The sequence below is a fragment of the Xanthocytophaga flava genome (assembly GCF_030068545.1).
Taxonomy (GTDB): Bacteria; Bacteroidota; Bacteroidia; order Cytophagales; family 172606-1; genus Xanthocytophaga; species Xanthocytophaga flava.
In genome coordinates this window covers 54,625-79,471 of the sequence record NZ_JASJOR010000026.1, presented here as the reverse complement: position 1 = coordinate 79,471, position 24,847 = coordinate 54,625, and the positions used below count along the sequence as shown (strand labels likewise).

At 39.9% G+C, this 24,847-nt stretch carries 19 protein-coding genes; 13 read left to right on the top strand and 6 right to left on the bottom strand.

Translation table 11 applies throughout. The annotated features are described in order from the left end of the window. Positions 1 to 120: 120 nt before the first annotated feature. Positions 121 to 1,560 carry an OmpA family protein gene (locus tag QNI15_RS29115; protein WP_314035194.1) on the bottom strand — a complete coding sequence of 480 codons (1,440 nt, stop codon included), beginning with the start codon at positions 1,558 to 1,560 and terminating at the stop codon, positions 121 to 123. Between the two features lie 278 nt (positions 1,561 to 1,838). Between QNI15_RS29115 and QNI15_RS29110 the strand changes: the two genes are divergently transcribed. The 11 genes from QNI15_RS29110 (at position 1,839) to QNI15_RS29060 (ending at position 13,506) form a co-directional block, all read left to right on the top strand. Beyond that, positions 1,839 to 2,894, top strand: coding sequence for a DUF6807 domain-containing protein (locus QNI15_RS29110; RefSeq protein WP_390902222.1), 1,056 nt, complete (start codon positions 1,839 to 1,841; stop codon positions 2,892 to 2,894). Between the two features lie 72 nt (positions 2,895 to 2,966). After that, positions 2,967 to 3,959: an SMP-30/gluconolactonase/LRE family protein gene (locus QNI15_RS29105; RefSeq protein ID WP_314035191.1), complete on the top strand. Its 993-nt coding sequence runs from the start codon at positions 2,967 to 2,969 to the stop codon at positions 3,957 to 3,959. A 629-nt stretch (positions 3,960 to 4,588) separates the two neighbouring features. Then, positions 4,589 to 5,497 (top strand): helix-turn-helix domain-containing protein, encoded by a 909-nt coding sequence (locus QNI15_RS29100; protein WP_314035190.1) that lies wholly within the window; start codon positions 4,589 to 4,591, stop codon positions 5,495 to 5,497. A gap of 75 nt (positions 5,498 to 5,572) precedes the next feature. Continuing rightward, entirely contained in the window at positions 5,573 to 6,358 is a 786-nt protein-coding gene (locus tag QNI15_RS29095) for an SDR family NAD(P)-dependent oxidoreductase (protein WP_314035188.1), read from the top strand. A 134-nt stretch (positions 6,359 to 6,492) separates the two neighbouring features. Continuing rightward, the gene (locus QNI15_RS29090; RefSeq protein WP_314035187.1) at positions 6,493 to 7,914 is read left to right on the top strand and encodes a S41 family peptidase; all 1,422 of its coding nucleotides are present in this window, start codon (positions 6,493 to 6,495) and stop codon (positions 7,912 to 7,914) included. Between the two features lie 107 nt (positions 7,915 to 8,021). Then, positions 8,022 to 9,116 carry an Ldh family oxidoreductase gene (locus QNI15_RS29085; protein ID WP_314035184.1) on the top strand — a complete coding sequence of 365 codons (1,095 nt, stop codon included), beginning with the start codon at positions 8,022 to 8,024 and terminating at the stop codon, positions 9,114 to 9,116. A gap of 315 nt (positions 9,117 to 9,431) precedes the next feature. Then, on the top strand, positions 9,432 to 9,797 hold the full coding sequence (locus QNI15_RS29080; protein WP_314035183.1) for a hypothetical protein: 366 nt from the start codon (positions 9,432 to 9,434) through the stop codon (positions 9,795 to 9,797). 60 nt (positions 9,798 to 9,857) lie between these two features. Continuing rightward, entirely contained in the window at positions 9,858 to 10,775 is a 918-nt protein-coding gene (locus tag QNI15_RS29075; protein WP_314035182.1) for a pyridoxamine 5'-phosphate oxidase family protein, read from the top strand. Positions 10,776 to 10,806: 31 nt separating this feature from the next. Further along, positions 10,807 to 11,280, top strand: coding sequence for a nucleoside deaminase (locus QNI15_RS29070; protein ID WP_314035180.1), 474 nt, complete (start codon positions 10,807 to 10,809; stop codon positions 11,278 to 11,280). A 6-nt stretch (positions 11,281 to 11,286) separates the two neighbouring features. Next, a complete protein-coding gene (locus QNI15_RS29065) occupies positions 11,287 to 12,168 on the top strand; it encodes a helix-turn-helix domain-containing protein (protein WP_314035179.1) in 882 nt (293 codons plus the stop codon). Between the two features lie 102 nt (positions 12,169 to 12,270). Continuing rightward, positions 12,271 to 13,506 (top strand): DUF1028 domain-containing protein, encoded by a 1,236-nt coding sequence (locus QNI15_RS29060; protein WP_314035178.1) that lies wholly within the window; start codon positions 12,271 to 12,273, stop codon positions 13,504 to 13,506. Positions 13,507 to 14,386: 880 nt separating this feature from the next. On the opposite strand, the gene pgl is transcribed toward QNI15_RS29060, so the two are convergent. Then, positions 14,387 to 15,139 carry a 6-phosphogluconolactonase gene (gene pgl / locus QNI15_RS29055; RefSeq protein ID WP_314035177.1) on the bottom strand — a complete coding sequence of 251 codons (753 nt, stop codon included), beginning with the start codon at positions 15,137 to 15,139 and terminating at the stop codon, positions 14,387 to 14,389. Positions 15,140 to 15,292: 153 nt separating this feature from the next. Beyond that, positions 15,293 to 16,810, bottom strand: a complete 1,518-nt coding sequence (gene zwf / locus QNI15_RS29050) for a glucose-6-phosphate dehydrogenase (RefSeq protein WP_314035176.1) — start codon at positions 16,808 to 16,810, stop codon at positions 15,293 to 15,295. Between the two features lie 161 nt (positions 16,811 to 16,971). On the opposite strand from zwf, the gene QNI15_RS29045 reads away from it, so the two are divergent. Further along, positions 16,972 to 17,415: an RpiB/LacA/LacB family sugar-phosphate isomerase gene (locus QNI15_RS29045; protein ID WP_313983772.1), complete on the top strand. Its 444-nt coding sequence runs from the start codon at positions 16,972 to 16,974 to the stop codon at positions 17,413 to 17,415. A gap of 242 nt (positions 17,416 to 17,657) precedes the next feature. Then, positions 17,658 to 19,061, top strand: coding sequence for an NADP-dependent phosphogluconate dehydrogenase (gene gndA, locus QNI15_RS29040; RefSeq protein ID WP_314035175.1), 1,404 nt, complete (start codon positions 17,658 to 17,660; stop codon positions 19,059 to 19,061). 360 nt (positions 19,062 to 19,421) lie between these two features. On the opposite strand, the gene QNI15_RS29035 is transcribed toward gndA, so the two are convergent. The 3 genes from QNI15_RS29035 to QNI15_RS29025 form a co-directional block, all read right to left on the bottom strand. Further along, on the bottom strand, positions 19,422 to 21,875 hold the full coding sequence (locus QNI15_RS29035; RefSeq protein WP_314035173.1) for a TonB-dependent receptor domain-containing protein: 2,454 nt from the start codon (positions 21,873 to 21,875) through the stop codon (positions 19,422 to 19,424). A 63-nt stretch (positions 21,876 to 21,938) separates the two neighbouring features. Beyond that, a complete protein-coding gene (locus tag QNI15_RS29030) occupies positions 21,939 to 23,360 on the bottom strand; it encodes an HTTM domain-containing protein (protein ID WP_314035171.1) in 1,422 nt (473 codons plus the stop codon). A 380-nt stretch (positions 23,361 to 23,740) separates the two neighbouring features. After that, positions 23,741 to 24,847, bottom strand: a complete 1,107-nt coding sequence (locus QNI15_RS29025; RefSeq protein ID WP_314035169.1) for an imelysin family protein — start codon at positions 24,845 to 24,847, stop codon at positions 23,741 to 23,743.

Sequence of the window (24,847 nt, the reverse complement as noted above, 5' to 3'; positions counted from 1 at the left end):
ACAATCTTCTATAAAAAACAAAATCCCTGCTTTTAAAAACAGGGATTTTGTTTTTTAAGAATTTAGCGTGTAAGAGGTTATAGGTTATAAGTGGTTTGTAGGTTTATGTTCATCCAACCTTTATTGGCGCGAAGCCTGCATAACAGAATCTACCACAGTAATCTCTACACGACGATTATACTGACGTCCTACTTCTTTTTCGTTATTCCCAACCGGCTCTTCAAAATTATATCCGGTATAGGATAGACGACTTTTAGTAATCCCCTGAGAGATAAGATATTTAATAACAGCTACAGCCCGGTCTTCAGACAATTGCTGATTATGTTCTTTACTACCCACATTATCTGTATGACCGTACAGTTGACATACCAGTGTTTTATTCTTTAACAGATAGGCTGCCAGTTTATCTAATTCATCCTTAGAACTATCAGGTACACTATATGAATCTGTAGCAAAGTATACATTGGTGGTTTTAAACACATCAATGTTCTTAGGTGCAGCATAACTCACTACATCTTTTTTATTACCTGATATAGTAGTTATTTCATTCTGATCAACACTTGTAACAGGAATCACATCTGTAGTACCAGGAGCAGATGCATGAAAGTTAGGCAGACGAGGATCATCTTCACTAGAGAAAGAACCAGCTTCCAAAAATACACCTGAGTCAAGGGCATAATCTCCTACATCTCCGATGGCCAGCTTCAAATGATATTTTTTATGAGGAATTACCTGGCACTCTGCTGTTAATACATGTGTAAAGCCATCATATTGAAAATTTGTAAGCAGTTCGTGATCTATACGGCTTCTTTCTTTTTCATCAATCAATACAGCATCATCATTCAATGATACCTTAGCATTTTGAAAAACGGTGTTGGTTAATTTTTTCAAGCCTGATTGTTGTCCGGACAAAGCAGCCAGATCTGTATTTTTTATATCAACGAAATAATCGTTATTGAGGTAAATCTTGCGGTATTTTTTATGGTTGATATTATTAACAGCCACAGACTCATCCGTTCCCGGAATCACAGCTAAATTTCTTTTAGGCAATCCAGGTCCATCAATAAAGAAACCAAATACATCATTGAAACGTGATCCTACATATTCCTTGTATTCTTCCGAACCAAAGCAATAACGAAAAGATATTTTATTGTGAACAGGGATAAAATCGAATTCTATTACCATTACATCCTGTGTTCTACCACCACAAAGACGATTTAAATCCACATCCCCAATGTCTTTGTTTTTTAAAGTCTGAGGAGTAGAGATAATTCCTGAACGGCCAGGAGCATTATTCGGACCAATCGCATCGTGTACTTTTCCGGTTGAGAGCAAAATTCCATTCCGCATTCCAATCACGTCTGAGTTTACGTGAAAGTAACCTACACCTAGCTTACTTCCCTTCATACGAATGTTTCCTACCTTCACACCATTCCCCATCAGGATCTTATTGACCATATCTTCTACTGTATAAGAAGTATCGATCTTCAATTGAGCCTGTGCAGAAAGAACACCAGACAGAAAAATTACAAGAAAGAAGAATTTATTTAAAACTTGCATGGCGCATGTAAGGATTTTGAAAGAAAGAGAATTATTTTTTCTACACACCTATTTATTTGATTGCCAGCGGATTTAAAAAAACACTTATTAAAAGTCGCACTTTTTTATTATTTTACAAAGCCTATATATGACTTTTATTATATTTTTAATCCGTCGCTTTTTACATTAATTCCATATTTCTTACATAAGGTAAACGATAAAACATGAAAAACTTACAAAATTACTCTGTAACGGGTCTGAAAAGTCTGCTTGTATTAGCGCTCTGGAGTGCCTTCTGCATGCAAAATAGTGCCTCTGCGCAGCGTAAAGGGCGTTCTCAAGCCAATCAAGTAACCCTTACACAGGAGAATGGAAAAGTAGTGGTGAAGGTAAATAATCAACTGTTTACCCAATATTTGTTCGGTGTCACAGAACTCCAGGGATGCAAAAAGCCGGTTTTATTTCCAATACTTACATCAAAAGGGGCTCCGATCACACGTGGGTATCCGCTGGAACCTCGTTCAGGAGAGCGGGTAGACCATCCTCATCACGTAGGTCTATGGTTCAATTATGGCGATGTAAATGAGCATGACTTCTGGAATAACTCCACAGCCGTAGGCCCGGAACACAAAGGGCCATTTGGCACGATTGTACATACAGGCATCCTGCAAATGAAAAGTGGGAAGAAACAGGCTCAGCTTATCGTTACAGCTGACTGGCTCGATAAGGATAATGCCACATTGCTAAAAGAAAAGACTGCCTTTACTTTTTTCGGTGATACGACATTGAGACTGATTGACCGGATTACAACGTTAACAGCTCTTGACAAAGACATCTCATTCAAAGATAACAAAGAGGGAATGATTGCTATTCGGCTAGCCCGACAACTGGAACATCCATCCAACAAACCGGAAGTATTTACAGATGCAAGTGGTCAGGCAACAGCTGTACCTATGCTTGACAATACAGGTGTAACAGGTCATTATCGCAATAGCGAAGGAGTAGAAGGTGAAGATGTTTGGGGTAAGCGAGCTATCTGGATGGATCTGACAGGAAAAATTGGTGATGAGAATGTTTCACTGGTAATGATTGATCATTCTGAAAACGTAGGATATCCTACCTACTGGCATGCACGTGGGTATGGATTGTATGCTGCAAATCCACTAGGAGCCAAAGCTTTTACAAATGGAAAAGAAGAGTTAAACTATGTACTGCCTGCTGGCCAGAGTGTGACATTCCGTTACCGGATCGCTATAGTTAGTAAAGATTTATCTGTTCCGGAGATCCAGCAATTGGCAGCAGATTTTGAGAAAAAATACAAAACTAATATAGAAGTCATCAGCAACAAAAAATAAACTGTTCACTTTCAGACTATTACAACCACAAATACAGAAAAGGATTTTTATTCTCTCATTTAAACAGCTGTCATGAGAAAAACAATTAAAACCTTAGTCTGTAGTATGTTGGGGTTGTCAATGGCATTGGCACAAAATCCTCAAACTGGTAAAGTAGTACGTATAGATCCGCGTCTGGATGAACTGGTTTCGGCAGATGCTAAAATTGAAAAAATTGCGGATGGTTTTGCTTTTACGGAAGGTCCGCTGTGGTCAACAGAAGGAAATTATCTGCTATTTACAGACGTTCCTAAAAGTTTGATTTACAAATGGCAGAATGGACAGGTTTCTGTTTTCAGAGACTCAACCAATCGTGCCAACGGACTAACTTTTGATATGGAAGGAAGGTTAATTGTATGTGAGGAACAGACACGCTGTATTTCCCGTATTGAAAAAGATGGTACCCGTACAGTACTTGCAGCAACGTATAAAGGCAAAAAATTTAATAGCCCCAACGATGTGATTGTTCGCTCTGATGAAACAATCTATTTTACAGATCCTCCTTATGGACTACCTAAAGCCGATGAAGATACTGCTAAACAACTTCCATACAATGGCATTTATCGTATAAAAAACGGAGTTGTAACGCTCGAAGAAAAGGGTATGTATCGTCCAAACGGGATTGCCTTTTCTCCAGATGAGAGCTATATTTATATTGGTAACCTGGATAGTGGTCGTGAAGTGTGGGCAACCTATGATGTGACCCAGGAAGGAAGTTTTAAAAAGGGATTTATTTTTGATGCTACTAATTATACTGTGAAAGGCAATCCGGATGGATTGAAAGTAGATTCCAAGGGAAATGTATATGCGACGGGTCCGGACGGGATATGGGTACTATCGCCCGAAGGAGAACATCTGGAAGGTATTTTATTTCCGGAAATGCCCTCCAATTGCGCCTGGGGTGATGCAGATGGTAAAACACTCTATGTTACAGCACGCACAGGGATTTATCGTATTCGTATGAATGTTGCAGGCATCCTGCCAGGTCCAAAAACTGCAGCCGAAGTAATAGGGAACAAGAAATAAGTTAATCTTCTATATTTTCACAAAAGCACTGTAGCAAATCAGTGCTTTTGTATGTGATAATTAAAGGTCCAAATTTTATCAAATAGTTTCAGCGTACATCCAGATTTACAATATCGTTATTAGTATAGCAAAAACTATGATAGTAATTTTTTACGTCTATTCAAATAAACTCGTCCTGATACTATCAGAATATAGATCAAGCTACTATCAACTACAGCAAACCCAATATCATACAAGAAAATACGATCTTCATTTTCTTTAAGATTTTTCTTTAACCTTTTCAACTCCTCCTTCCCGTACATAGTCTCACTGTCTCTAAGGACACTTTTGACAAACCCGATGTTACTGCTAATAGGCAGATAGCCTACAAAAAGCATGAAAATCACAAAAAAAATTGCGATTGATGTAAGCGTCCTTCCAGGACTCCTGGAAAGTAAACTAAAAATGATTGCTCCTGGTAAAAGGATAATGGCTAAAAAACCAAGCATACGTTAGTCACTTGTTGAGTCTATTTTTATTCGAAAGTTAAGGATGAATATCCTCAGAAATAATAACATCAAGGAATCCCTTAATAAATCAACTCCTCGCTCACCTTTACAAATTTTATTTGAATTTCATAACTTTACAGAATGAAAGCAAAGGAAACAATACAGGATTTTTACTACCAGCATCATCAGGATTATACAGGTATTGGACAGTTTAATGTGTATAAACGAGAAGAATTTGCCTGTCAAACCACTTCCCTATCTCCTACTCGGCGCGACTTTTATAAGATATCACTGGTAACCAAAGGGGAAGGATTGTTTTCCTATGCAGATAAATCTATCCATATACATGGAAATGCGATTACGTTTCTTAATCCATTTACGCCTTATGCATGGGAGCCACTCACAGAAGATCAAACGGGATACTTTTGTGTATTCACAGAAGAGTTTATCACCAATCATCTGAAAATAGAAAGTCTTTCGCAATCACCTCTGTTTAAGATAGGCAGCAACCCTGTATTGATACCGAATACACAAAGTATGCAGTTTCTGGAAAATATTTTTGCCAGCATGCACACAGAAATTCAATCTGCCTACGTAAACAAATATGATCTGTTACGTAGTTATGTGCAGATCATTATACACGAAGCATTAAAAATACACCCTGCAGAATCATATACTCATCAGGGAAATGCAGCCAGGCGAATAAGTTCTTTGTTTCTGGAGTTATTGGAACGGCAATTTCCTATAGAGTCGATTCATCATACGATTCGGTTAAAAAATGCCAACGAATTCGCAGATCAGCTTTCTATCCATACAAATCACCTGAATAGAGCACTGAAAGAAACAACAGGCAAAACAACCACTGAGTGGATTACAGATAGTCTTATCAAAGAATCGAAGGCCTTATTGTTACACAGTAGTTGGGATATTGCCCAGATTGGCTATTGTTTGGGTTTTGAACATTCATCCAATTTTATACTATTCTTCAAGAAGCATACTCATCAAACCCCTAATCAATTTCGTCAACAGCAGGTTGTCGCTATCTCATAACTTCCTGTTTGATTTGCATAACTCCACCACCCTTCTCCTCTTTACCTTTGTGTCATAAGTAAAAGTTAAAAAACTATGACACCAAACGAAAAAGATCTCACAAACAAAGTAGTGGTAATTACCGGAGGAACTACCGGAATAGGATATGCTACTGCCGAATTATTTCTAAAATATGGAGCCAAAGTAGTTATTGCAGGCCGCAGAAAGGAAGAAGGTCAGAAAGCAGTAGAACAGCTTCAACAGATTAGCCCATTCATTCATTTCATTCAAACAGACGTTTCCCAGAGTGATAATGTGCAACAGCTTATCCAGGAAACAGTGCGGCTGTATGGACAACTCGACATTGCCTTCAACAATGCGGGTATTGAAGGTCGTTTTGCCCTGATTGAAGAGGTAACAGAAGATGAATATGACACACTGATGAATATCAATCTGAAAGGTGTCTGGCTTGCCTGTAAATATGAGATTGAACAATTCAAAAAACAGAATATGGGAGGCGTTATTGTTAATACATCCTCATGGCTTTCCAAAGGAGCATTTTCAGGATCAGGCATTTACTCAGCCAGCAAAGCCGCTCTGGATGGGTTGGTACGTGTATTGGCCGTTGAAACAGGTCCTTATAATATTCGGGTTAACAACATTAATCCCGGATATATTCTCACACCTATGTTTTCCCGCTTTTTTGATCCGGAAAGTGCCGAAGCCCAACCCATCAAAAAACAAGCACCGGTACAACGTTTCGGAACAGCAGCCGAAGTAGCAGAACTAGTAGTCTGGCTAAGCAGCCCTTCTGCCTCCTTCATAACCGGAGAAAGCATTCTGGTTGACGGCGGACTTACTATTGGTGGTCAGCGTATGTAAAACCCTCACTTATCTTCAGAATTATATGCTGAAGATAAGTACTCCTATTTTGTTTTTACACATAACCTGTCTAACTATGTATATCCACTTGACATATTTGTCACCAGAATAATGCATTCGTACTTAGACGTTATATGAAAAGTACTGTTATTTTTATCCTGCTTTATAGCTTTCCACTTTTACTTCTTAGTCAGACTCCAAGCAACCATAAGAATATATTACAGAAGGACTTTCAGCTACTGAGAACTACACTTGAACAAAAATATCCGTCTCTCTATCGATATGTAGATAAAAAAACATTAACCTCTCTTTTTGACAGTTGTTACAACTCTATACAGAAGACCACTACCAATATAGAGTTCTACAGACTGATAAAGCTCTATTTGAGTACCATAAAAGATGGGCACTTATCATCTGGCTTGTCTCCTGATTTAAAAGAGTATATCCACAATCAAGCAAAGTTTTTTCCTATTCGATTGTATTTCACTAACAATCATGCGTTTATACTTAAGTCCGATAATCCTACTCTACCTGCCGGAGCTGAAATCATTGCAATTGATAAGCGTCCTATTGGTCAGATACAGAAGAATTTATTCGGATTTATTGTATCTGATGGATCAATTGAAACAAAAAAATACCATATACTCAACAATGTTTTCCATTTTTATTACTTGCTGGCTTATGGGGAGCATTCCCGATTTGAAATCACGTATCAGTCCAAATCCGGCAAACAACAAAGTATTACATTGGAAGCTGTTTTTGAAAAAGATATCCCACAGCTACCCATTCAGGCAGAGCCTCAGAAACTGTTAAGTCTTTCTATCGACACCAACCAAATTGCTTTAATAACCATCAAAACGTTTTCCCGCTTAGAACTTGAGGAAGCAAACGAAAATTTTGAAGATTTTCTCCGATCTTCTTTTGAACAGATTAATCAACGTCAGATTAAAAAACTAATTATTGACTTACGGGACAATGGAGGTGGTAGAGATCTGTATGGTTCTCTACTCTATTCTTACTTGACTAGTAAAAAGATCCCCTATTACAAGCAGTTAGAAACCAGTACAGACTCACTTCCTTTTGAAAAGTTTGCACGTAGTTTTACATCTTTCAATGGTCTTACACATGAAATGCTGGAGAAAGTGACTACCAAAAGATTTCGGTTGAAAAAAGAAGCTCATACGAATCTGAGTCACGTATCTCCCAATCCCAATAAGTACACAGGCCAAGTTGTCTTTCTGATAAATGGCCAATCATTTTCCACTACAGCTGAGTTTTGCGCCATTGCAAAAAGCCATAACAGAGGCAAGTTTATAGGTGAAGAAACAGGCGGAGGTGTTGATGGCAATACATCTGGAGTACTAACAGAACTTCTATTACCCAATACACAGATCCCTATTATATTTGGACTTGTTCAATATGACCTAGCAACCACACCGAAACTCAAAGGCAGAGGCACATTACCGGATTATACAATTCATCCTACAGTACAAGATATTCTTTTGGGAAACGATGTGCAACTTTCCTTTGCCAAAGCACTAGTATTAAAAAAGTAATTCCTATAATTACCCTTTACTGTTCACTCCTCTGTGTAAACGTTTTTGAGTGATTGCTTTTAACTCTCCATATCTTCTTCCATTTTTGCGCATCTTTTTCGTAACATATGGAACAACATACCTATTCTCATTCTCGTCTTCAGGAACTGGTTCAGAATATATTTCTGCAAATGGGTTGCTCTCCTGACGATGCCACACAGGCAGCCAACGTACTTGTTTCTGCTGACCTGCGTGGCATTGACTCACATGGAGTAGCCCGTCTTAACGGCTATGTACGATTGATGGATCTGAAACGTCTGAATCCATCTCCATCTGTGAAGGTAGTGCATGAAACACCCAGTACAGCTGTTGTAGATGGAGATGCAGGCTTAGGTCTGGTGGTAGCCCCAAAGGCGATGGAAATTGCTATTCAGAAAGCGACCCAAGCTGGTACAGGCTGGGTGGCAATTCGCAACTCCAATCACTTTGGCATTGCCGGATACCATAGCATGTTAGCTTTGCCACACAATATGATAGGTTTTGCCATGACCAATGCGGGTCCTTTGGTAGCCCCTACATTCTCCAAAGATAAACTTCTGGGAACAAACCCTATTGCGGTGGCAATCCCAGCACAGGAAGAACCACCGTTTGTACTGGATATGGCAACAACTACAGCCGCCTATGGCAAGTTGGAGATTTTACAACGCAAAAGCCAACCTACCCCTACGGGTTGGGTACAAAATGGCAATGGAGAGCCTGTTACAGATGCCCATGCGGTAAAAAATGGAGGGGCATTATTGCCATTGGGTGGAGATCGCGAACATGGTAGCCACAAAGGATACGGATTAGGAGCCTGGGTAGATATATTTTCAGGTGTATTATCAGGAGCCAATTATGGTCCATGGGTACCACCATTTGCTACAGCAGGCTTTATGAGTTCTGCCGAACAGCTGGTAGGTGCAGGCACAGGACACTTTGTGGGAGCTATGCGTATTGATGCATTCCGTCCGGCAGAGGAGTTTAAACAACATATGGACAACTGGATACGTGCGTTCCGGAAAGCTACGCCTGTAGATGGACAGGACCGAGTACTTATTCCGGGTGATCCTGAAAGAATACTTGAAGCAGAACGCCGTCAGAATGGCATTCCGATTCTACCTATCGTAGTGGATAGCTTGCGCGAATTAGCAAAGCGTTTTAATGTAACCTGGAATCTGGATTAATCCGGATAGATAAGAATATACTAAGCACAAAAGGTATCCTCACACAATTGGATACCTTTTGTGCTTTATAGCTGACCACTCTCAAATTTTCGAAGAATGAACTCACACCCAAAATTTGGTATAGCTCAGACTTATAGTATATTGAAGTCTGAGCTATATATTGAAAGATTTTTAATAAGATATAATAACCCTGACAAAGCAACACAGACTGCTCATCATGATGGGTTTTAAAATTATCCATTAGATTGCATAATTTATCCATTCTCTGTGAGCTAATCCTGAAGCACCTTTGCTGTACATACTAAAACAATCCATATGAACAAAACAGCAATCGTGATTCTTTCTGATCCGAAGAGTGGCTCTGAGGAAGCTCTGGGACGTGTATTTAATGCATTGGCAGCAGCTTACGACTTTAAAACGGCAGAAGAAGAGATAAAAATTATTTTTCAAGGTACAGCAACCCGATGGCCAGAACAACTGCAAAAACCAGAACACCCTGTGAATGCACTCTATCTGGCTGTAGAAGACAAAATCGAAGGCATCTCCAGTGGATGTGCAACAGTGTTTGCTGCAAACCCATCAGGATTTGATCTTATAAAAGATAATCAGGTACCAGGAACTACTGGCTTGCCTAGTTTTATCAAACTGAAAAATGACGGATTCAACGTCCTTATTTTTTAATTGATTTACCTATCACTGCTCCTTACTTGCTGTAAGGGGCAATTGTCTACTTTTCATCTTATGCTAGAGATATTTCATCAGGGCGAACGAGAAATCCAAAATAAAGTCGGTGAGTCACTGATAGCCGATAGGAACAAACCACTCATTTCAAATTCGATAGTAAGGGGTGCCATTCATTTTATTGACAAGCAGCCTATGGCAATAGTAGGTAGCAGAAATAAGGAGAATGAACTATGGGCATCTCTATTAATCGGGAATTTTGGCTTTGTAAAAGTGTCCGACCCAGGCACTATTGTCTTTGATACAGAACAGATTACCAGCAATCCGTCAGATATTTTCTTTTCAAACATAGCCCAAAACCATCAGATTGGTAGTTTATTTATCGAACTGGATTCCCGAAAACGATACAGAGTGAATGGAACCTGCCAGATTAACAATTCGCTAATCGAACTCAGTGTAGAGCAGGCCTATCCTAATTGTCCCAAGTACATACAACGCAGGATCATTTCCACCCCCGACCATTTTAAGAAAGTGCCATCCAGTATAGTTGAAGGAAGTGGATTGACAGACCAGATAATACAATGGATTACTAATGCAGACACATTTTTTGTAGCTAGTGCAGATTCGGATGGGAATCTGGATGCTTCCCATCGAGGGGGTAATACCAACTTTATCGAAATAACTCCAGATGGACTATTGAAAATACCGGATTATCCAGGCAATAGCTTATTTAATACGTTGGGTAATATTCTGGCAAATCCAAACGTAGGTTTACTATTTATAGATTTTGAGAGAAAGCAAACATTACAATTGACAGGTAGCGCAAGCTTGCTTTTTGGCCAAAACACAGAAACGGATCTACTTAAAACCAAGGGTACATGCCGTTATTGGCTCTTCCATACATCTCGTTGGATACATACCATTGACAACCACCAGGTAGAGTGGGAGTTTTTAGAATACTCACCTTTCAATTCATAAGGATACAGTCCTGAAATTGAATTATAAAACTATGCAAGAAGAATTTGAAAAGTATATGCACCAATGTCTGGAGCTTGCAAAAACGGCTATGGCAGCAGGTAATCCACCTGTGGGAGCACTAATTGTGTTTGAACAAAAGGTACTGGGCACCGGAATCGAATCGGGAAAATCTACTGGTGATATTACCAATCACGCTGAAATACTTGCCATAAAAGACGCAATCAAAAATGGTTACTCAGACCAGTTGCCTTTAGCACGCATGTACACAACACATGAACCCTGCATCATGTGTTCTTATGTAATACGACATTACAAAATACCTGAAATTGTCTATGGAGTATCTGTACCTCTTGTTGGCGGACTGACTTCCCAATTTACCATACTGTCTACTGAGCAAGTACCAAAGTGGGGACTCAAGCCAAATATTATTGGAGGCGTATGCCAGGAAGAATGTAATGAGCTCACCCGACAATTTATGCTAACACAAACGCCAAATCCACTGTAAAGAATCATGCTCTCTCAGTCTGTTCATACACTGGTTAATCAGCAGAATGGAAATTTGTCGTTTAAAATTTTTGAATTCGATAATACCAGCTACTTTGACCATATCCAGCGAAATAATTATTTTACGCTTATTCTTATTACTTCCGGAGACGGAATAGCCAAAGTTGATTTTTGTGAGTATGTATTTGGGGCTGATACCTTGTTTGCTTTTTATCCGTATCAGCCATTCATGATAAGTACAAAGGCACCCTTAAAAGGCTTTTCTATCCAATTTCACCATGATTTCTTCTGTATATACAGACATCATAAAGAGATAGCGACCAATGGTATTTTGTTTAATAATATCTATCAGCAGCCATTTATCCAGTTGCAGGAAAGCTCAAGAAAAACCTTACTCACTATCATCGGAGAGATTATTGAAGAATTAAAAGTGGAAGGTATACAAAGAGATGAGGTCATTGTTTCATACCTGAAGATATTTTTAGTCCTTGCCACCAGAATAAAACTTGAGCAGCAGCCTGTTCAGGAAGATGATGCTGCTAATGGCAGACAAGTATTTATCGTGCAAAGCTTACGAGATGCAATTGAAGAAAACTTTCGAATCAAGCATTCTGCAAGTGACTATGCAGCCCTGCTGAATGTTACACCCACTACACTGGCACGAATTACGAAAATCCATTTTAATAAAACGCTTTCGGACTTGATTAATGAACGAATTATCATTGAAGCAAAAAGAGAACTATATCTAACAGGAAAAACGATCAAAGAGATTGCCTATGAGCTTGGATATGAAGATGAATATTATTTCAGTCGGTTCTTTAAAGGAAAAACAGATGTATCACCTCAATTGTATAGAGATACAGTAGGCTTCAATAGAGGCGGAAGTTAAAAAGCTTTCTGAATCAACATCATTCAGGTCAGCTTATTTTTAGTGTATGCAACCCTCCGGTTTCTTTTTACTCTTTTGACTATTTCCTAAAAGATATATAAAATGAAACTAAAAATCGCTCTGCATCTGCTTTTCTGTGGGATTGTGCAACTCTGCATGTCCCAGAATTTACCTAGTCTGGTAACAGACCGAAACATCAATAGTACTTTCAGTATTATTGCTTATGACAAAGCCACTCAGGAATGGGGTATTGCTGTAGCTACCAACAATATTTATGTAGGCAGCTCAACTATCTATATAGAACCTGGCTTGGGAGCGTTTTCAGTTATTGCAGAGACCGAACCGTTGTATGCCATCAATGGCTTTAAACAGCTGCAACAAGGAAAAACCATTGAGCAAGCCATTGTATCTACCGTCTCTACTGACTCATTAGCCGATTACAGACAGGTGGCAGGTATTGATGGAAAAGGCCACGTGTATGTAATGACTGGTTCTTCCTTAAAATACTGGAAAGGAAAAGCAGGACACCTGACAGGCGAAAGCTTTGTAGTAATGGGTAATCAACTGGCAGACAATGTGCTTACCAGTATGGCAGAAACATTCCGGACTTCACAAGGCACATTAGCGGAAAGATTGCTGCAAAGCCTCATAGCAGGACAAAAGGCAGGCGGTCAGATCAATGGCAAACAATCAACTGCTTTGGTTGTGAAAGGAGAGAAAAACGAATGGTTTAATCAGATAGACCTGCGAGTGGATCATTCTGTACAGCCATTTGAAGACCTCCAAAAATTACTAAACTATCACTATGGGAGGATTCGGCTCAATCAGGCGATGTTTGCCATCCGAACGAAAAATATTGCCAGAGGTAAATTATTATTAAGCCAGGCTGAGCCAATGATTGAAGGATGGAATGGTATGTATGGCAAGCTAGCCAAAGCCTATCTCCTGCTTAATGATGAAAAGAAGGCTATCTCTATCATTAGTAAAGCCATCAAAGAGAATCCTTACTGGAAAGAAAATCTTCCAGCCTTCTATTGTCTGCGTCATGCACCCGAAATAAAACTGCTGCTGGATGAAACCACCTTTACGCTGGCAGACTGGAACAATGCCATTAGCATTCTGATAGATCTGCAAAAATCAGCAGAAAGTATAGATCTGGGTCAAAAAATTTTGAAACAGTATCCGGAATCGTCTTACACAAATTATCTGCTCGCCAAAGCCGTATTACTAAATCAAAACAAATCTTCTGCAAAGAGTTATCTTGAAAAAGCCATCCAGTTAGACAAGGCAAATGCAGATGCTCAGCGACTGTTGACTCAACTTAAAGGAGCCTCCTAGTGTTAAGAAGTGTTAACGATAGTTAATATTAGTTAAAATGCTAATCTTCCTTGCAACCATCTTCTCAAAAATGGGATCTTGCATATATAAGCCAGTTAGCATTTACCATCAGGTATGGAATTGGAATATATAGGTACATTTTCGACTGAAAGAAAATAGACTGAATCTGGAAATAGTAGCTTTACTCAAGATAGGTGTCAGTATAGAGACAGTATCTGATTGGAGTGTGCAGATTATTGAAAACAGCCGTGCCAAAATGTATAAAGAAGAAAAGTCCATACGCTCAATTATAGGTCTGATTGGGCACTTGAAAAAAAAATCATTTTTTTTTCTAAATCTCGGTTACCTTTTCTTACATGAGTAGTATTAAGATTTAGAATAACAAAGATTATTCATACACCTGTTTAACACTTATTTTGTTTAGGAAACCCTTTTTGCTCTACAAAAAGGGTTTTTTATTTCCCAAAAAACCAAGTTTCCCGCCACTTCTGCTATTCTTATCCTACAATCCTCTCTATGAACACTTTATTTTGCATGTTCTTTACAAAACAATTCTTACTCATTTTTCTAAGCTTTTTTTATGTAACGATTTGGTCGGTGCCTCTTTTTGAAGAGCTATTTTGGAAGAAAAAAATGTAACCGAAAAAAAATAACAAAAATCTTACATGCCATTCAAAGCCGAAAATATCAGCAGAAAACAAAGTAAAAAAGCTGCCTTTTATAAGAACTTCATGTCAAAAAAACCGAGTTTTCCGTTAGAACATCGATTAATAGACTCTACATTTTACCATAGATAAACTACTATCCACACAGTTGCAAAATAAAAAAGGACATGTAGTAAAACATGTCCTTCTATCTTTTCTGATTTTAGAGTATTTCATTAAGCACGGGTTGCTTTGGCCAGGATATTTTTCTTTTCCCAGTCATCAGCAGCAGCTTTATCCAGATACCAGTACAAATTACCACTTTGAGGATTTACATAGGCAGCCGGATACATGTCTGCTTCTGGTTTCTCACCCAGAATCTCTTCAACCTTTGTTGCCTTATCAGCACCTGTCACCAGGAAGGCTACATGACTGGCATGATTGATCAGCTTCATCGTAAAAGAAACCCGTAATTGACCGGACTGAGGATGTTTGGCAATCGTACACAGATTATCAGAGTCTATAAGATCTATTCTGTCAGGAAACAAGGAAGCAGTGTGTCCGTCCGAACCCATTCCCAGTAAAACCAGATCAAACTGAGGAACCTGATTTACAGAAGGCACTACTTCTCTGATAGTGCGTTCATAGCGTATAGCTTCATTATAGGCATCTAACTCTCCATGCATCCGAAATATATTGGATTCGGGAATAGCTAAAGGCTCTAATAAATGTTTTTGTGCCATCAGAAAGTTACTTTCCTCATGGGTTGGTGCTACACAACGTTCATCCACCCAAAAGATTTTCACCTTTTGCCAGTTGATAGAGTCTTTGTAGTGGGTTGCGAGATGATCGAATAGATATACGGGGGTTTTTCCACCAGATACAGCCAGATAAAAAGTGTCTTTCTGATTAGCCAGACTGGCAATCTGGCGTGATAAAGCTTCTACAAGCTCTCCCGAAGTATCGTAAATCTGAATGTTGGGCGTCATATCAATCACAGGTTAAAAATGGCAGGTTATAAATCGTATGAATTACAACTAAAAATAAGTATACCACACAATTAAAAGATTGTGGTGTCATTATTACCAGGAGCAGAAACAACAACATCTGACATTACAAAAGCCAGATGTTGTATACTATACTTATAATTCACAGTAAATTCCGTCGTTAGACAGGTTTTTACATGGATATCGCCACGTAATATTTTTGTGTTTGCCTTCTACCAGATCATCAGCATTTTCAGGTCCCCAGGTTCCGGCCGGATATCCATACATCTTGATATTCGGATTGGTTTCCCATGCTTTCAGAATCGGATCGATAAACTGCCAGGCAGCTTCAACAGCATCTCCACGGGCATACAGTGTAGCATCGCCCTGTATACAGTCAAGGAGTAGTCGTTCGTAAGCCTCCGGAATATAGGTATCTGCCAGATCTTTGTAATGGAAGTCCATATCTACATCTGTTACCCGCAATCCTTCACCTGGAATCTTCATGGCAAACTTCAATAGCATACCCTCATCTGGCTGAATACGAATAATGAGCATGTTATCCTGGTTCATCACGCCTGTATTTTTAACAAACAGGTGGTGCGGAGTCGGATTAAAATGGATAACGATCTCTGTCACCCGTGTAGGCATGCGTTTACCGGTACGGATATAAAATGGTACCCCCGACCAACGCCAGTTGTCAATAAAGAATTTCATGGCAACATAGGTCTCCGTACGGGATTCAGGCGAAACCCCTTCTTCTTCCCGATAGCCGGGAACAGTTTCACCATGAATAGTGGCACTGGTATATTGTCCCCGGATTACATTTTTCTCAATATCCTCAGGAGACAATGGACGCAGAGACTGGAATAATTTCATCCGTTCGTTACGTATAGCAACTTCTGTGGCCTGTACCGGAGGCTCCATTGCCACCAAAGCTGCCAATTGCAACAGGTGGTTTTGGATCATATCACGCATAGCACCTGAACCATCGTAATATCCACCCCTCTTCTCTACCCCAACGGTCTCAGCCGCAGTAATTTCTACGTGATGAATAAAGTTACGATTCCACAGCGGTTCAAAAATGCTGTTGGCAAAACGCGTGATCAACAGGTTCTGAACGGTTTCTTTACCCAGGTAATGATCAATACGATAAATTTGTGGCTCTGCAAAGTAAGATAACAATTGCTTGTTTAGCTCCAGTGCCGTTTTCAAATCATACCCAAATGGCTTTTCGATAATAATACGTTTCCATCCATCCTCTTCATTGCTTAGCCCCACATTAGACAAACTTCTGGAAACTACCTCATACAAACTAGGTGGGGTAGATAGGTAAAAAATGTAATTGCCGGAGATATCTAATTGTGTCAGACGATCTTTGAGAGAGCCATAGGCATTCGGATCGCTGGTCTCCATGGCATGGTAATGAATCTTTTCAGAAAAAGCAGCTTGCTTGTCTGCTGATCCATTGTCCTTTAGGTGTTTGTTTTCAAGAATAACTTTTTTTCGATATTCTTCGTCTGTAAATTTGGTGCGACTGACACCCAATACCGCAAACTTCTCTGGTAAAAATGACCTGCAATACAGATTATAAATAGCCGGAATCAGTTTGCGTTCGGTTAAGTCTCCAGACGCTCCAAAAATGACTAGAATGTGATTGTCTGTCTGTTTCATTTTCTTAGATTTGGGGTGTGGAGCGTTTTAGTACAGATGTTGTGGGTTGTTACTGCCTTTAAAACACACCATTATATAGTTTAATTGTGCAGCTAAGGTAACAAACATGTTTTTTATTGCACCTATATATCTAAAGTTTTTATCTGTAAAGTTTTTGTAAAATGAAAATAGGAATCGCTGCCGATCACGGTGGATTTGAACTAAAAGAGAAATTGAAGGCAAAAATCCAGTCTCTTGGATACGAAGTCACTGACTTTGGCGCTACAAAATATGATGCTGCCGATGACTATCCTGATTTTACAGTGCCACTGGCTCAGGCCGTAGCTGCCAAACAGGTCGACAAGGGTGTGGTATTATGTGGTAGTGGTGTAGGTGCCTGCTTTACCGCCAATAAGGTCAAAGGAATACGCGCTGCACTGATTACCGAAACATATTCAGCCCATCAGGGAGTAGAACATGATGATATGAATATGATCTGTATTGGAGGAAGGGTAGTCGGAGAAAATCTTGCCTGGGAAATTACAGAAGCATTTCTGAAAGCAACCTATTCAGGAGAAGAGCGTCATGAACGCCGACTGAATAAGGTCAAGCAACTGGAAAAATAATTTGAGGTTTCTGCCTGTCGTTGGTGTTATCACCAACGAGTTGCTTTCCTTCATGCAGGTTGGTGATAACACCAACCTGGGGATTGAAATGATTTTCGGTTTGACTCTACCTTATCTTTTTGCACTTAACCAAAAGAATATTTATTAATAGGTAAAGTTGAATCAAAGGAGGCAATAAACCGTTCATATGTTTTCTAATTACACTGTTTTATTTTTTTCATCCATAATTATTCAATTAAGATATGTCACAGCAGTATGACTTCGGAATGGTAGGGTTAGGCGTGATGGGTAGAAACTTTATTTTAAACGTTGCCGATCATGGATTTTCAGCCATTGGCCTGGATACTGATACAGCCAAATCAACCGCCCTGCATCAGGAAGGTTCAGGCAAACCTGTAAAAGGAACAACTTCCAAACAGGAATTTGTATCATCCCTGAAAAGTCCGCGAACAATTATGCTGCTGGTACCTGCAGGTGGCCCTGTAGATGCAGTAATTGAAGACCTGCTTCCTTTACTGGATAAAGGCGATCTGCTCATTGATGGAGGTAACTCGTTTTATACAGATACCAACCGCCGTGAAAAATACCTGAGTGAAAAAGGAATTCATTTTATGGGTATTGGTGTTTCTGGCGGATCTAAAGGTGCTCGTTTCGGTCCAAGTATCATGCCGGGTGGCCCTAAAGATGCGTATGGTATTGTGCAACCTATTCTGGAAGCCGTATCTGCAAAAGTAAACGGAGATCCTTGTGTAGCCTATCTGGGTTCCGGCTCGGCTGGTAACTATGTAAAGATGGTACACAACGGGATTGAGTATGGTCTGATGCAGTTGATCTCTGAAACCTACGATCTGATGAAACGGGGGCTGGGACTTACCAACGAAGAATTACACGAAGTATATGCTCGCTGGAATACCCAACGCCTTCAGTCTTTCCTGATCGAAATTACAGCCTCCATCTTTACTACAGATGATACGCTGGCATCTGGCAAACTGGTAGATGCGATTCTGGATCGTGCCAAACAAAAAGGTACTGGAAAATGGACGTCTCAGAATGCGATGGATCTGGGCACTCCTGTACCTACTATCGATATGGCAGTAACCATGCGTGAATTGTCAGCTCTGAAAGAAGAACGGGTACAGGCAGAAAAACTGTATGGTACTACTTCTGCTATCAGTGGAGATAAGAAAGCAGTTGTAGATCAGATCGAACAGGCTCTTTACTTTGCCTACATTATTACCTATGCACAAGGATTAGCTCAATTGACTACTGCCTCTGAAGAATATAAATATGGTCTGGAACTGGAAACAGTAGCCCGTATCTGGCGTGGTGGTTGTATCATCCGGGCTGGATTACTGGAACATATCCGTCAGGCATACAGCAAAACGCCTGATCTGGCTAACCTGTTACTGGACGAAACAACAGCGAAGGAAGTAAATGCTGTTCAGGCTGCTACCCGCCAGGTAATTAGTTATGGTGTTACCAGTGGCATCCCGGTTCCTGCACTGGCAGCTTGTTTGTCATACTTCGATGCCTATCGTAGTGGACGTCTGCCATCTAACCTGATTCAGGCTCAACGTGACTTCTTTGGCTCACATACGTACGAACGTCTCGACAGAGAAGGCATTTTCCATACTGAGTGGGAATAAGTATTGTCTATTTATAGGAATAAAGAAAAGCCCCAGGACTTCTTTTCAGAACCTTGGGGCTTTTCTTTATTCCTATAATGTTCAAAATCCCAAGGAAAGACAGATAAAAAAGTTTGCAGACTAAAATAGAAAATGACCAGTATTCTGATCATTTCTGCTTTTGACCGGAATACCGATCACTTTCGAGAAATATTCGAATAATGGTCAATTTTTATTTTGACCTAAACTCTGTTCACTTTTGAGTTTGACCGGAGTTTAGGTCAAAATTCTGTTTGACTGGAGTTCCGGTTATTCTTACCAGCAACCGGAACTCCAGTCGATTTTTTAAACTTTCAGTATTTCGATACTCTTGAGCGATAATCAGAATCGGGCCTGTACGGTCAGATAGAAGCTTCGCCCATCAGCAGGGATAATACCGGGTCCGGGATAACTATCTGCCCGACGGGTAAAATAAGCATGATTGGTCAGGTTATTTACACTACCTTCAAACACCAAAAACTTATATCGATAGGATAAGGACAAGTCCATCACATAATAGCTATAAATAGGAGCAAGTGTAGCTGTTGCCTCCCGGTTGCTATCACTGTTGGCAGCATCCGAATACTGTAGACTCGTGTAAGACGCCTGATAGATTGCCTTCCAGTTTTTCCAGCCAAAAGTAAGTCCTCCCCGACCAATCAACCGAGGAGCAAAAGCGACAAAATTATTTTTTTTAACTTCTGCTGAAATATCCTTTTTTACTTCCTCTCTGATCATCACATATCGTGCATCAGCCAAGGTCATAGCTCCAAATACTGTCAATCTTCTATCTATACTGGAAGAACTCAGAAACTTCCACAAATTGACCTCAGCAAATATCTCTGCTCCAATATGTCGGGATGTACCTATGTTTGTTCGGAAACGTCGTTCGATAAAAAGTATGCTGTCCGTTTGCGGCACCAAATCTATCCGGTTATTGTAACGCATGTAAAACAGGCTCACATCATAGTTAAACCAGCCTTCAAGATTACCCCGAATTCCCAGATCTGCATTGTATCCTCTCTCATCTTTAATGGTTGAGTCTATTGAAATGCTTGGATTGTTTATACGAACATCCGAAAAAGTCACTGCCCGGTAGTTCTGAGAGAAGTTAGCATAGTATTCTGTAGAGTTGTTTTTCTTGTAGCTAAATCCTATTCCCAACAACACAAAATTACGTGGCACTTTTCGGGTTTCGTCCTTACGCTCTTCATAAACCAGATTGTCTGCTGTATCAAATACTCTTCTTTTATAATACCCAGTATAGTTTGTACTGATGAACTCCCAGCGAATTCCAGGTGTAATGCTGAATTTATCTGTAATAGTAAAAATATTCTCAGCAAACAGAGCCACATTGGTATTATGGAAAGTATAGTCTGAATTTTCCAGGTTATCCGGATTCAGGAAGTAAAAATCTGGTGTAGAGGCATTATTGGCGTCTCCTTGCTGTTTCAGATTATAACTTCTGTAAAATCTGGCTCCCACCAGTAAATGATTTTGCTGTCCACCAAGCCTATACTGATGCAACATACGCAACTCAGAACCCACATTCTTAAATTCATCGGCTATCAATGTACGGTTGGAGGAAGGATCATCATAACTATTGATACGTTCCAGATTACCTACAGCATCACGACTCGATAAATTAAGAAAGTTACGCCAGTTGAGTTGTGTCTGATCAGATAGTTTATATTCTGCACTTACTGCAACCAGGTTCCAGTTGACACGCATCCAGTTACGTGCCCGCTTGGATTGGCGGGGATCTTCTTCAAACTCTTTGTCTGTTAATCCTCCCGGCTGATGTGCCAGATAGGTCATATAGGTATACTCTGATGTAATCTTTAACTTCTCAGAGAGCTGTAATGGTAAGGCAATATAAGCTGTATGTTGTGTAAAATCGGCATTAGGTCGCCAGCCATCTCCCATTTTGTACTGATAAAAACCGTAATAGCCCAGTTTTTTATAGGTACCTGAAATGCTGTTGAATGAGTTAAAAAACTTCCAGGAACCTACGGTCTGACGAGTAACAAACTCAAAAGGTTTGGCTGCAGGCTTTTTCATGACAAAATTTACCATCCCTCCAAACTGTGGTCCGTATTGCAGGGAGGCAGCACCTCGTACTACCTCAATACGTTCCAGTGCTTCCATTGGAGGGGTATAATAACTTTCAGGATAGCCAATCGATTCAGCCGCAATATCATAGCCGTTTTGTCGGGTATTAAAATTAGCTGTTCGGTTAGGGTTAAGTCCTCGTGCTCCAATACTTAACTGGAGTCCGGCTCTATCCATTTCCCAGATATTCAGGCTAGGCACTCTGGCAAATACCTGACGAGGGTTGTTGGTTGCCAGGTTAGCCGTAATATCTTTCATGACTACCACCTCTGTCTTTTTCCCTTCATAAATCCCAAAGTTCTCTACAGCTTTCATTCGGGTAATGCCAAAAGTCCTTTCCCGTTCGGACTGTACGACCACTTCATCCAGTTCTTTATTTAGATCCCCTAATATAAAGTCAACTGTTAGCTCCGAACTTGAGACAATAATAGGTTTTTCAAGTAATTCCTTTCCATACGAAAAAGCAACAAGTGTATAGGAACCATATGGGATATCTTTCAGGACAAAAGCTCCGTCTGCAGATGTCCGGACATAGTATTTAGTTCCTTTCAAGGTTACTACAGCGTCTGCAATAGGCTTACTATCCGAGGTTTGTACCTGTCCCGAAAGTGTAGCACGTTGAGCATAGACATTACAAAGAAACAAGATAAAACCGATCAGACAGAGAGGAAAACGTAAAGACATATAAACAAAGTGGATAATTCTGATACATAGAATTTAAATAATATTTATACCGAAGGATAGTTTTTATTGATCTGGTAAGATCCAGCTTTTGGCCTCCCAGCCATCCTGAATCTTTGTGAGATCTGTATGGGGATCAATTAATAACCGACTGGGCTTTCCATTGAGAGTCACATAGACTTCTGCTCTGACTTGTGGTTGTTTAAACCCCTTCTGCTCATATTGACTAGCAAGAAAATGGGCAAACTGTAGTATAAAGTCTGGCTGTGCAGACATCTGTCTCTCCTGAAACTCGTTTAAATAGTTTCGGTTTTGCACCTCTATTTCTCGTCCTGTTTGGATATCCTTTACATAGAAAGTAGCCACACCTGATTTTTCCATTAACATCACCCGCCAGGAAAAACGGAAACCCTCTTCTGTCCAGAACAAATTACCCGGATACAGCAGATACCGCCAGGGAAAGACAATCTGAAACAAGCAGAAAAGCACTACAGATACAAGGGTAACATATCTTTTCCTATCTGTTACAAATCCTAAAGTATATGTTGGCAGTGTAACAGTACTAGCAATAGACAAAAATTTCTGATGCCAGTTAGCAGAAAAGAAAATCAATGTAGCCCCTATCATCACCCAGGGGAATACTCCAATTGGAAATAAAATCCAGGTAAATATATGAAACACTATGACAAACCCATATCCAACTACACGAGTCCTCTTGTTCAGCAATAAAAAAGGTATGGCACAATCATACAGCATACCTATCCAACTAAAAGCATAAGCAGTAATTTTCCATGTAAAAACAGGTCCAATCAGAGGCAATGTATCGTTTACAGGTAACCAAAGTTTCAGTGGCATTGCGTCAATCAGCCAATCATAGTTAATTTTGGCTAAGCCTGCATACAAATACACGATAACCAGCTGAAACCTGAGGATACCGATTGTCCAGACTGGTATTAGAGGCATTCCAGAAAGTTTTGCTTTTCTGTTTGATAACCAGTGATCAATTGAAAAATAGTGATTGGCAGGCAACCAGATCAGCAAAAAACAAACCAGGCTGACAAAGTAATAATGATTAAGATAATAGGTCAGATCTATGAGTTCTGTATAGACAAACGTCAGAAAGAGCATCACTGCGGATAAACGATAACAAAAGCCCAGCATCACTCCAATGGCACTTATTACCATCAATACATGAACTACATACAAAACTGGAGCGGAAAAAACGGGTATCCATCTAAATCCATAATAGGTGAAATGGAAAACAGGTTGACTATAATGCGTATCTATCCACCCCATCCATATAAATCGAATGGTACTAAAAGCCAGCAGTGCGCCAAATACAATCCGAAAGGTGATCAGTGGTGCAGGTGATACAGGCTTAAAGCATGCCTCCGTCAGGGCACCAATCCAAGTCTTTCGTAGTGTTATTTGATTCGTTCTATCCTCAAGCAGTTCCATCTTTCTACAAAACACGAAAACGTGAGTCATCCCAAATATTGGAGTATATTTATTTTACAAACCAGAGCCTGTTTTTGAGAAAAGTTTAGGTCCTAGTTTTGTTTCGGCAAGTCTTTCTTCCTTATTTTTTCTCAACTTCCTAATCATCCCTCTTCTCTAGGCTTCTTCATTTTTTGCTTGCCCAAAAAACGAAGCAAAAAAGGGCACTTTCTGCCGAACCTCCCCCCGCACAAAGCCATGGGCTTTCCTCGCGGCAGAAAGAAAGCCAACGCACCTGTACGACCTACCACGATTAAAGGAATCTTTACTCTGTTTGTAATACCTTTATTTAATTCTTGATGTATTTCATCCAAATTTTTTCCTCAAAGTTTGGGGATGAATCATATTTTGTGAAGAAGATTTACAGGTCATTAATCACCATCGCCACTGGTGAATGTAATAGAGATCCCTAATAACACAGCCATTTCAGATTTAATGTGCGCTACATTTTTCTGAAGTTCAGTATACAACGTATCTATCGGAGCTGGGTTTGTTTTAATCTGGGATGCCAGTGTTGCATTCGTAGGAACGGCAGTCAGCGCATTGTTAATCGCTGTAAGCTGACTTTCAATTGTTGTATTCAAAGCGTTACCTCCATCCACACTAGCCAGATATTCTTTAAAGCCAATAATATCTGTTCCGTTTTTGGTTCTTCCCTTCCAGATATTCTCCATAGCCTTCAAGTGGTGTTTGATCATTTCCAGCGATTTGCCACTGTAATATGCTTCCACCTTTTCAGGATAGGCCTTATCCACCATTTTGCCTAAGGGCAAACCCACTTTTCCATTTTTAATGGTTTCATAGCTTTGTACAAAGTTATTGTACAGAGCAGACATGCTGCTACCAACCTTAATTCCATCATTCGTTACAAAAGTAGTTTTATAATTACCTGCCCAGGCTGTAACAACTCCATCTATCTGGCTTTTCAGGTTTGTAATCACTGCCTGCAGGTAATTACCTCTGGAAGTAGAATTCTGGTATTGTGTTACAATAGAGGCATTGTCATTTTGCAGATTAAAGATCAGGTATTCCACTGTCAGAAAACCACGTGTATCCCGTGTTACATCTGTCATACTTGTATTTCCAGCTGATATTTTACTTTCAATGGAGGAAGTATTTACAGGAAAAATGCCAATCTCCTCTGACAATTTCCGACGTGTACCTTCTTCATCCGCAGGGCCTATGTTATAGGCATTGGCATATTGCCAGGCAATAAAAGCAGTTTCCCATGCCTGCTGCAAAGTGGTCAGATTATCGGTGGTTGGTGTAGTTACAAATGTTGTAGCAGCTGTTTGCAATGCATTCGTTTTGGTTTGCAGATCGGTAAAGGCAGGTACAATCAGGCTGTCGGCATAGACCTGCAACATCGTCTTACGATCAAATGAGTCGGAAGAACTTTTTTCAGAATCACAGGCAATAAACCCTGTTGCACCAACAAATACAACAATCAGATTCAGGAGTATTTTATGTATTTTCAT